This window comes from Sphingomonas sp. (assembly GCF_035944535.1).
In the GTDB taxonomy this organism is placed as follows: domain Bacteria; phylum Pseudomonadota; class Alphaproteobacteria; order Sphingomonadales; family Sphingomonadaceae; genus Sphingomonas_B.
Genome location: NZ_DASZBC010000009.1, coordinates 139,049 through 148,080, shown reverse-complemented (window position 1 = coordinate 148,080; position 9,032 = coordinate 139,049). Strand labels below are relative to the sequence as shown.

Sequence of the window (9,032 nt, the reverse complement as noted above, 5' to 3'; positions counted from 1 at the left end):
TCCTCGATCGTCAGCAAGACAAGGTCGACCGTCACGGACGGTCGTTCAAAGGCGCTCTGGTCGTAGCTGGCGAGAAAGTCTGCTTCGGTCACAGACCAGCTCAGTTAGACGTGGTCAAAATATAAGTCAAGCACGTCTTTGGTCCAAAGCAGACTTGCAAGCCGCACTGAGCAGCGCGGCGAAAATTGGCCCACGCTATGTGTGCAACGTCGTCGAGTCGACAATCGAGCGACACGTAAACGGCGTCGGAAACTAGCTGATCCAACCCAGTTCGACCTGACAGCAATGCTGGCTGAGGACATCTTCGATGCCGATGACCGGCAACCTGCTGCTCGGGCGGCGTGAGCAAGCGACACGGTCCGCATCAATCCGGGTCTTGATCATCCTCGGTAAGCAAGGATGGGGTAACAAGAGGCCGGCTGGCAGCTGTCGCCGGCGCGTGCCGCTTGTCCCAATCGGCGCCGGCGCTTTCGAGCTCGCTCGCTGAAGCTTTCCTCCATTGGGCTGTGATGACGAACGCATAGTCAGTGCTCGCATCGACGCGCTCGTGACTCAGCTGCTTATTCAACTTGCTCAGTCGAGCCCGCTTCCGCTGGTAGGTCGCCTGATGCATTCCGCTCGGCCTGGCTAACGTCCGCGTGTCGGGATCGACCAGCACCCTCTCGAGCTCGGCAGCTTGCTCACTCCGACGAGCCTTGGTGCCAATCAGCGCGGTTCGGTTCTTGAGCCCATGGCAGGTTCGACAGAGCCAGACCTCATCCTTGAAGCAAACAAACTGGACTTTATCCTTGCACGAAGGACAGATAAGATACGGCTTATGGAAGCGCTCGAACGGACCGTCATACACAACGTCGAAGCGCTGGCTGCCTCGACACGCATCCATGTTGGGAGTATCTTCGAAGATATAGCTAAGGAAGAGACGATTTCTATTTTCCCAAATGGGAACGGCGAGCCCGATGTTCTTTACTTGTCTATCCTGCCACACCACGTCAGGCGTGCCGGCTCGCAGCGCTCTGCTAGCTTCCTGGATGTCAAAGCGAGGGTAGGCCTCGACATGAGCGTAGACGCGCAGGCCCTCTGAATGAGTCTCTCTTCTCCGCATGGATTCGCCGTCAAACCGCCTGCGAAAACATACTAGAGCATCATTCCAAAACAACGGGGAATCGGATCGACGAAAAACTCGCTGGAGACATATATTCATCCAGCGCGCCGAAAGTTCGAGTCACTCACGCAAAATGACGAGGTCTGGAGACGCGGAGACTTCAGCCAAGTCCTCGCCATTGAAAGAAATTAGAGGCCGGTCGGTAGCGGATCGAAGGTGCGCTGTTGGACAGACTGGCGGAGACGGAGGGATTCGAACCCTCGGTACGAGTAATCCCCGTACGGCGGTTTAGCAAACCGCTGGTTTCAGCCACTCACCCACGTCTCCGGCTGCGGCGAAGCGCGGCGATAGCAGGGGCTTTGGCGGTGATCAACGGCGCTGGCGCGATTCGTTCCGGCGCGATTTCGATTCCGTCCATCGCGGGTTCATTGTTGCGCACGCACGATTCAGGCTAGGGAATCAGCAAGATAGAAGGGCGGGATCATGGGCAGGAAGGTCGGGGCTTGGGTGCTGGCAGCGGCGGCGGTCGCGGCGCCCGCGATCGCACAGGTGCAGGCGGTCGATCCCAATATGGTGATCGACGCCGATCTGGGGCCCGCGCCAGCCGTTCCAGCTCAGCCCGGGCAAGATCAGGGCGTCTATTACGGCGATACCGCGCCGGCGCCGGCCCCTTCTCCTATGGCACCGGCGGACCCTGCGCCCGCGACTGCCGCCACGGCCGCTGCAGCACCGGCCGGAACCTACAAGAAGGACGATCTGATCGGTGCCGCCGAGGGCGTGTTCGGCAAGGGCGCCAAGGGCTTGGCTCAGCTGATCGAGAAGATCCTGAAGGACCAGGGCGAGCCGAGCGGGTATATCACCGGCCGTGAAGCCGGCGGCGCCTTCGTCGTCGGCTTGCGCTATGGTTCCGGCACGCTGACCCACAAGGTGGAGGGGCAAAGGCCGGTCTATTGGACCGGGCCGTCGGTCGGCTTCGATGCGGGCGGCAATGCCGGCAGCACCTTCGTGCTCGTCTACAACCTTCATGACTCGCACGAGCTGTATCAGCGTTTTCCGGCCGGCGAGGGCAATGCCTATTTCGTCGGCGGCCTCACGGCGAGCTATATGCGGTCGGGCGACGTGGTGCTGATCCCGATCCGCATGGGGGCAGGGCTCCGGCTCGGTGCCAATGTCGGCTATATGAAGTTCAGCCAAAAGCAGAACTGGCTGCCGTTTTAGCCGCAGCGGGGCCGCGCGCGAGCCAAGCGCGCGGACTCCCGCAAGGCCGGCCGGCGGCCTCCAGCCGACCGACGAGTTGGGCTTCGCCCAGCTCGGCCTGTCCTGAGCGCCTGCCTTGGCAGGCAGTCGAAGGGCTTCGGCGCGGCGCTCTTGCTCGGCTGGGTTCCCGCTTTCGCGGGAATGACGAAGGGGGCGTGCTAGTCCGCGAACCGCCACCGCAGCGTCTCGCCGGCATGGAACGGCACCACATCGCCGACGCGCTCCGGCACCTGCACCTCCGCACGCTCCAGCGTCACCGTGCCCTCGTTCAGCGGCAGCCCATAGAAGCGCGGGCCATTCTCGCTGGCGAACGCCTCGAAGCGATCGACCGCATTCTCTTCCTCGAACACCGTCAGATAACTCTCCAGCGCAAAGGGCGCATTGAAGATGCCGGCGCAGCCGCACGCCGTTTCCTTGCGCTCGACGGCATGAGGGGCGCTGTCGGTGCCCAGGAAGAATTTGGGCGAGCCGGACACCGCCGCGGCGCGCACGGCCAGCCGGTGCTTTTCGCGCTTGGCGACGGGAAGGCAGTAAGCGTGCGGGTTGATGCCGCCGGCGAGAATCGCATTGCGGTTGATGTGCAGATGCTGCGGCGTGATGGTGGCCCCGACCAGCGGTCCGCTCTCCGCCACGAACTGGGCGGCCTCGGCCGTAGTGATGTGCTCGAACACGATCTTGAGGGCGGGGAAATCGCGCACCAGGCCGGCCAGGGTTCGATCTATGAACACGGCCTCGCGGTCGAAGATGTCGACCTCAGGGTTTGTGACTTCACCATGGATCAGCAGCGGCATGCGGATGCGCTGCATCGCCTCCAATGCCGGGTAGATGTTGCGAACGTCGGTTACGCCATGGGCGGAGTTGGTCGTGGCATGCGCCGGATAGAGCTTCGCTGCGACCCAGACACCTTCGGCATGGCCGCGCGCCAGCTCGTCGGGCGAGGCGCCGTCCGTCAGATAGCAGGTCATCAGCGGCTCGAAGCCGGTGCCCGCCGCCACGATGATGCGCTCGCGATAGGCGCGCGCGGCCTCGACGCTGGTCACGGGTGGGACAAGGTTCGGCATCACGATCGCGCGGGCGAACTGTCGTGCCGTGTAGGGAGCGACCGCCTCCAGCATCGCGCCATCGCGCAGATGGACATGCCAATCGTCGGGGCGGCGGATGGTCAGGCGCGTCACGGCTTGGGTTTCCATGCGCCAGCCCCTAACTGAAGGCCATGGCCGGAACCACCCTCACCGATCGCGCGCTCATTCGGCTGAGCGGAGAGGATGTGCGCGGTTTCCTGCAGGGCCTGGTTACCAATGACGTATCGGACACGCTTCCGGTCTGGGCGGGACTGCTCAGTCCGCAAGGCAAGGCGCTGTTCGACTTCATCATCTGGGCGGATCAGGACGATCTGCTGATCGACTGCGAGGCGGAAGCTGCCGACGCTCTGTCGCGCCGCCTGACGATGTATCGCCTGCGCCGGCCGATCACCATCGCGCAGGAGCAGAATCTGGCGGTGCACTGGTCCGTCTCCAGAGAGGACGGCGTGCCCGATCCGCGCCTGCCGGAACTCGGGCGACGGTGGCTCGCGCCGGCAGATTTGGCGGCGACAGGTTGGCGCGAACACCGGCTCCGCCTCGGCGTCACCGAGGGCAGGGCGGAGCTGGGCGACGGCGCCAATCTCTGGCTCGAATGCAATGCCGCGGAGCTGAACGGCGTGAGCTTCAGCAAGGGCTGCTATGTCGGGCAGGAGAACACCGCCCGCATGAACTGGCGGCAGAAGGTCAATCGGCGGCTGTTCGTCGTCGAAGCCGATCGCGAGCCGGGTGAAGCGGCTCATGCCTGGTATCCGGACGTCGGGCTCGCAGTGGCGCGATTGCGAGTGGATGGCTTGGAATTCGGTTGGGGCCGCCCGATCGTTCCGGCTTGGATGGAGCCGGCGCTCGCATGAGGCGCGCATCTGCTCTTGCCCCCTTGTTGCTGCTGGGTGCGTCGCAGCCCGCCGCCATCCCGGTGCAGCGAGCCGAGGTGGTGCGCAGCTATCCGCACGATCCCGGCGCCTTCACCCAGGGCCTGCTTTATGCGGATGGCCGGCTTTACGAGAGCACGGGGCTGGAGGGGCGTTCCTCCGTCCGGCAGGTGCGGCTGGAGGATGGCCGCGTGTTGCGCCAGGCCGCGGTGCCGCCGCCTTATTTCGGCGAGGGGCTGACGGATTGGGGCACCAGGCTGATCAGCCTCACCTGGCAGCATGGCCGTGGCTTCATCTGGGACAAGGCGACGCTGAAGAAGCTGGGCGAGTGGCGCTATCCGGGCGAGGGATGGGCGCTGACGCAAAATGGCCGCCACATCATCATGAGCGACGGTACGCCGCAGCTGCGCTTCCTCGATCCCGCGACGTTCAAGGAAGTGCGGCGGATCACGGTGCGCGCAAACGGCCAGCTGGTGCCGCGCCTCAACGAAATCGAATGGGTAAAGGGCGAGATCCTCGCCAATATCTGGATGACCGATCGGATCGCCCGGGTCGATCCCGCGACCGGCCGGGTGAAAGGCTGGATCGATCTGTCGGGTGTGTCCCGGCGAATGCCCAAGCGCGGCTATGACGATGTCGCGAACGGCATCGCCTATGACGCGAAGGGCGACCGGCTGTTCGTCACCGGCAAGCACTGGCCTTTGCTGTTCGAGGTGCGTCTAAGGTGATCCGCAACTATAACTAATCCCGCTCGTCCGAGCGAAGTCGAGGGGCGCAAGTACAGCCTTCGAGCCACGCCCCTCGACTTCGCTCGGGACGAGCGGGTTCGGCTAAGCGAACATCAGGAAGTCGCCCGCGCCATCCGCACCAGCGCGAACAGCGCGATACCGGCCCAGACCACGTTCAGCGCCGCGGACGGAATCGCCCCGTTCCAGCCGCTGTTGATCACGAATGCGATCGCACCGGCCAGGTTCATCCCCTGATAGGCAGGCGAGCGCGCCTGCAACCGACCGGCACTCAACAGCAGATAGGCCAGCAGGATCAGCCCCGCGCCGATCCAGCCGACCGCTTCGATGGCGAGGTTCAAGCAGCGAGCTTCGGCGCGAGTTCCAGGCCTAAAGCTTTGATCGTGCGGACAAGGGAGCCAATATCGCTTTCGGCAGTCAGCAGGTCTGCGTTGAGTCCTTTTGCGCGAGCCACGTCCTTCACGCACGCAGCAATCAGGTCGGGATCGCCGTCGGCGAACGCCGCTCCCAGATAGGCGAGCATGCGATCCGGGCTGGTTAGCCGTTCGACCGGATCCCACCGGGTGAACTCAACCTCCATGCTGCGACCTCCAAGCAGCGGCGACTTGCCGAGCCTTCCCTATATCACGTTCCTGCCTACTTTTGTCTCCTCCGACCAGCAGCACGACAAGCGCTGTTCCGAACTGGGAGAAATACACGCGATAGCCTGGTCCGTAATGGATTCTAAGCTCATATAAGCCGTCGCCCAAGCTTTTCACGTCACCCCGGTTTCCGAGCGAGAGGCGCCGGATACGAACGTCGATGACCGCTTGCGCGCGCAAGTCTCGCAGCCGTCTAATCCAACGAGAATATTCGCTGGATTCGATTACCTCCACAGCGCCACTCACGCCGCGGCGAGTTTCCTCAGCACATAAGGCAGGATGCCGCCGTTGAGAAAGTAATCCAGCTCGTTGACGGTATCGATGCGGCAGCGCGTCTGGAAGGTCTCGGTCGAGCCGTCCTTGCGGGTGAGGGTGACCTCGACATCCTGGCGCGGGCGCAGGCCGGCGACATTCGAGATGGTGAAGGTCTCGGAGCCATCCAGCTTCAGCGTCGAGCGGTCGACGCCTTCGGCGAACTGCAGCGGCAGCACGCCCATGCCGACCAGGTTCGAGCGGTGGATACGCTCGAAGCTCTCCGCGATCACCGCGCGGACACCGAGCAGGTTGGTGCCCTTGGCAGCCCAGTCGCGCGACGATCCGGTGCCATATTCCTTGCCGGCGATCACGACGAGCGCGGTGCCGTCGGCTTTGTGGCGCATCGCGGCGTCGTAGATCGCCATCACCTCGCCATTATAGTGCGACATGCCGCCTTCGACGCCCGGCACCATCTCGTTGCGGATGCGGATATTGGCGAAGGTGCCGCGCATCATCACTTCATGGTTGCCGCGGCGCGCGCCATAGCTGTTGAAGTCGGCGCGGCTGACCTGATGCTCCATCAGGTAGCGGCCAGCTGGCGAGTCGGCCTTGATCGAGCCGGCCGGCGAGATGTGGTCCGTGGTGATCGAGTCGCCCAGGATCGCGAGCGGCTTGGCGTCGACAATGTCCTGCACCGGCGCCGGCGTCATCGACATGCCCTCGAAATAGGGCGGGTTGGCGACATAGGTGGAGCCAGCGCGCCAGGTGTAAGTGTCGGACCCTTCGACGTTGATGCCGCGCCACTTAACGTCGCCCTGGAACACGTCGGCATAGCGGGTCTGGAACATCTCGCGGGTGACGTTCGCATCCATCAGCGCCCGAACCTCGGCGTTGGAAGGCCAGATGTCCTTCAGATACACGTCCTGCCCGTCCGAGCCCTGGCCGATCGGCGCATTGACCATGTCCTCGGTAACAGTGCCCTTCAGCGCATAAGCGACGACCAGCGGCGGCGAGGCGAGGAAGTTAGCCCGCACGTCCGGCGAGACGCGGCCTTCGAAGTTGCGGTTGCCGGAGAGGACGGAGGCGGCGACCACGTCGTTGTCGTTGATCGCCTTGCTGATCGGGGCGGGGAGCGGGCCGGAGTTGCCGATGCAGGTCGTGCAGCCATAGCCGACCAGGTTGAAGCCGATCGCGTCCAGGTCTTCGGTCAGGCCCGCCTTGGTCAGGTAATCGGTGACAACCTGTGATCCGGGGGCGAGGCTGGTCTTGACCCATGGCTTGCGGGTCAGGCCCTTTTCGCGGGCCTTGCGGGCGACCAGACCGGCCGCGACCAGCACCGACGGGTTGGAGGTATTGGTGCAGCTGGTGATGGCGGCGATCACCACGTCGCCATGCGCGATGCCGTGATCCGCACCCTCGACCGCGTGGCGGGGATAGGTGGTCTCTTCCGAATATTGGCCCTGCACCGACTGGTTGAACACTTCGTCGACCTGACCGAGCGTCACCCGGTCCTGCGGACGCTTGGGTCCGGCGAGCGAGGGCTGAACCGTAGACATGTCGAGCGACAGCGTGTCGGTAAAGACGGGGTCCGGCGCATCGGCCGTCCGCCACATGCCCTGGACCTTGGAATAGGCCTCGACCAGCTCGATGGTTTCCTGCGTCCGGCCGGTCAGGCGCATATAGTCGAGCGTCTGGTCGTCCACGGGAAAGAAGCCGCAGGTCGCGCCATATTCCGGCGCCATGTTGGCGATGGTCGCGCGGTCGGCCAGCGACAGCGCGTCGAGGCCGGGGCCATAGAATTCGACGAAGCGGCCGACCACGCCCTTCGCGCGGAGCATCTGGGTGACGGTCAGCACCAGGTCGGTGGCGGTAATGCCCTCGGCCAGTTCGCCGGTCAGCTTGAAGCCGACCACTTCCGGGATCAGCATCGACACAGGCTGGCCGAGCATCGCCGCTTCCGCCTCGATGCCGCCGACGCCCCAGCCGAGCACGCCCAGGCCGTTGACCATCGTCGTGTGGCTGTCGGTGCCGACCAAAGTGTCCGGGTAAGCGACCGTTTCGCCATTCTCGTCCTGCGAGGACCAGACCGCGCGGGCGAGATATTCGAGGTTCACCTGATGGCAGATGCCGGTGCCCGGCGGTACGACGCGGAAATTGTTAAGCGCCTTGGAGCCCCATTTCAGGAACTCATAGCGCTCCATATTGCGCTGATATTCGAGGTCGACATTCGCTTCGAACGCTTTGGGGTTGCCGAACTCGTCGACCATTACCGAGTGGTCGATGACGAGGTCGACCGGCACCAGCGGATTGATCTTCTGCGCGTCGCCGCCCAGCTTGTTCATCGCGTCGCGCATCGCGGCCAGGTCGACGACGCAAGGGACGCCGGTGAAGTCCTGCATCAGCACACGCGCCGGGCGATACTGGATTTCGCGGTGGCTGCGCTGCTCCTTCTGCCAGTCGGCCAGAGCCTGAATGTCCTCGACGGTGACGGTCACCCCGTCCTCGAAGCGGATCAGGTTTTCCAGCAGCACCTTCATCGAGAAGGGGAGCTTCGAAACGTCGCCGATCTTCGCGGTCGCCTTGTCGATCGAATAATAGGCGTAGCTCTTGCCGCCGACATTCAGCGTGGAGCGAGTGGCGAGCGTGTCCTGTCCGACGGCGGTCATAGGGGTCCCCCTTTTGCTATGATTTCGGTCGCTCGCGTGTCCGAGCGCCGGCGATGTTTGTCGCGGCTCTAGCAAGCGCTTGGGGCTGCGAAAAGGCCGATGCACCCTGAAACGGACATGTGCGTTGTGACCGCCGCACCAGGAGGAAATCGGCAATGGCCAAGGCACTTTCGCGCTTCACAATCGCACGGGCGGGCGACGAATACATACTGAATATCGAGGACGAAGACGGCGACACGCTGGAGCTGACCGCGAGCTTCGAACAGCTCGATCTGATCAGCGAGTCGCTGGAAGAGCATCTCGCATTCGACATCGATGATCCGGACGCGCTCGACGACGAGGACGAAGTAGAGGATCAGTAGAGCAGGGGCGCAGGATCGGCATTGGTTCGGCTCGCGGGCGCTGCTAACCTCC

10 protein-coding genes and 1 tRNA gene are annotated in these 9,032 nt (G+C 63.8%); 5 read left to right on the top strand and 6 right to left on the bottom strand.

Annotated elements, in window-relative coordinates:
• Positions 1-676: 676 nt before the first annotated feature.
• On the top strand, positions 677-1,081 hold the full coding sequence (locus tag VGT77_RS10085; RefSeq protein ID WP_327462133.1) for a hypothetical protein: 405 nt from the start codon (positions 677-679) through the stop codon (positions 1,079-1,081).
• A 255-nt stretch (positions 1,082-1,336) separates the two neighbouring features.
• On the opposite strand, the gene VGT77_RS10080 is transcribed toward VGT77_RS10085, so the two are convergent.
• Positions 1,337-1,429: transfer RNA gene (locus VGT77_RS10080), tRNA-Ser, on the bottom strand.
• Between the two features lie 156 nt (positions 1,430-1,585).
• Between VGT77_RS10080 and VGT77_RS10075 the strand changes: the two genes are divergently transcribed.
• On the top strand, positions 1,586-2,320 hold the full coding sequence (locus VGT77_RS10075) for a DUF1134 domain-containing protein (protein ID WP_327462131.1): 735 nt from the start codon (positions 1,586-1,588) through the stop codon (positions 2,318-2,320).
• Between the two features lie 197 nt (positions 2,321-2,517).
• Here the strand turns inward: VGT77_RS10075 and pyrC are convergent, their stop codons facing one another.
• Entirely contained in the window at positions 2,518-3,549 is a 1,032-nt protein-coding gene (gene pyrC, locus VGT77_RS10070) for a dihydroorotase (protein WP_327462129.1), read from the bottom strand.
• A 23-nt stretch (positions 3,550-3,572) separates the two neighbouring features.
• On the opposite strand from pyrC, the gene VGT77_RS10065 reads away from it, so the two are divergent.
• Positions 3,573-4,292, top strand: coding sequence for a folate-binding protein (locus VGT77_RS10065; RefSeq protein WP_327462127.1), 720 nt, complete (start codon positions 3,573-3,575; stop codon positions 4,290-4,292).
• The gene (locus VGT77_RS10060) at positions 4,289-5,038 is read left to right on the top strand and encodes a glutaminyl-peptide cyclotransferase (RefSeq protein ID WP_327462125.1); all 750 of its coding nucleotides are present in this window, start codon (positions 4,289-4,291) and stop codon (positions 5,036-5,038) included. The genes VGT77_RS10065 and VGT77_RS10060 overlap by 4 nt, the downstream gene beginning before the upstream one ends.
• Before the next feature lie 113 nt (positions 5,039-5,151).
• On the opposite strand, the gene VGT77_RS10055 is transcribed toward VGT77_RS10060, so the two are convergent.
• From VGT77_RS10055 to acnA, 4 genes are read right to left on the bottom strand one after another with little or no spacing between them, the layout of a single operon-like run.
• On the bottom strand, positions 5,152-5,397 hold the full coding sequence (locus VGT77_RS10055) for a CBU_0592 family membrane protein (protein ID WP_327462123.1): 246 nt from the start codon (positions 5,395-5,397) through the stop codon (positions 5,152-5,154).
• A complete protein-coding gene (locus tag VGT77_RS10050) occupies positions 5,394-5,579 on the bottom strand; it encodes a hypothetical protein (RefSeq protein WP_327462121.1) in 186 nt (61 codons plus the stop codon). The genes VGT77_RS10055 and VGT77_RS10050 overlap by 4 nt, the downstream gene beginning before the upstream one ends.
• 46 nt (positions 5,580-5,625) lie before the next feature.
• Positions 5,626-5,931 carry a type II toxin-antitoxin system RelE/ParE family toxin gene (locus VGT77_RS10045; RefSeq protein WP_327462119.1) on the bottom strand — a complete coding sequence of 102 codons (306 nt, stop codon included), beginning with the start codon at positions 5,929-5,931 and terminating at the stop codon, positions 5,626-5,628.
• A gap of 8 nt (positions 5,932-5,939) precedes the next feature.
• Positions 5,940-8,618, bottom strand: a complete 2,679-nt coding sequence (gene acnA, locus VGT77_RS10040; protein WP_327462116.1) for an aconitate hydratase AcnA — start codon at positions 8,616-8,618, stop codon at positions 5,940-5,942.
• Between the two features lie 155 nt (positions 8,619-8,773).
• Here acnA and VGT77_RS10035 point away from each other — a divergent pair, with 155 nt between their 5' ends.
• Positions 8,774-8,980 carry a hypothetical protein gene (locus tag VGT77_RS10035; RefSeq protein ID WP_327462114.1) on the top strand — a complete coding sequence of 69 codons (207 nt, stop codon included), beginning with the start codon at positions 8,774-8,776 and terminating at the stop codon, positions 8,978-8,980.
• Positions 8,981-9,032 lie beyond the last annotated feature (52 nt).

Bases quoted from the DNA above. Each gene is read 5' to 3' on its own strand.
- VGT77_RS10075 (WP_327462131.1), top strand. From the start codon at position 1,586: ATGGGCAGGAAGGTCGGGGCTTGGGTGCTGGCAGCGGCGGCGGTCGCG.
- pyrC (WP_327462129.1), bottom strand. From the start codon at position 3,549: ATGGAAACCCAAGCCGTGACGCGCCTGACCATCCGCCGCCCCGACGAT.
- VGT77_RS10065 (WP_327462127.1), top strand. From the start codon at position 3,573: ATGGCCGGAACCACCCTCACCGATCGCGCGCTCATTCGGCTGAGCGGA.
- VGT77_RS10060 (WP_327462125.1), top strand. From the start codon at position 4,289: ATGAGGCGCGCATCTGCTCTTGCCCCCTTGTTGCTGCTGGGTGCGTCG.
- VGT77_RS10050 (WP_327462121.1), bottom strand. From the start codon at position 5,579: ATGCTCGCCTATCTGGGAGCGGCGTTCGCCGACGGCGATCCCGACCTG.
- acnA (WP_327462116.1), bottom strand. From the start codon at position 8,618: ATGACCGCCGTCGGACAGGACACGCTCGCCACTCGCTCCACGCTGAAT.
- VGT77_RS10035 (WP_327462114.1), top strand. From the start codon at position 8,774: ATGGCCAAGGCACTTTCGCGCTTCACAATCGCACGGGCGGGCGACGAA.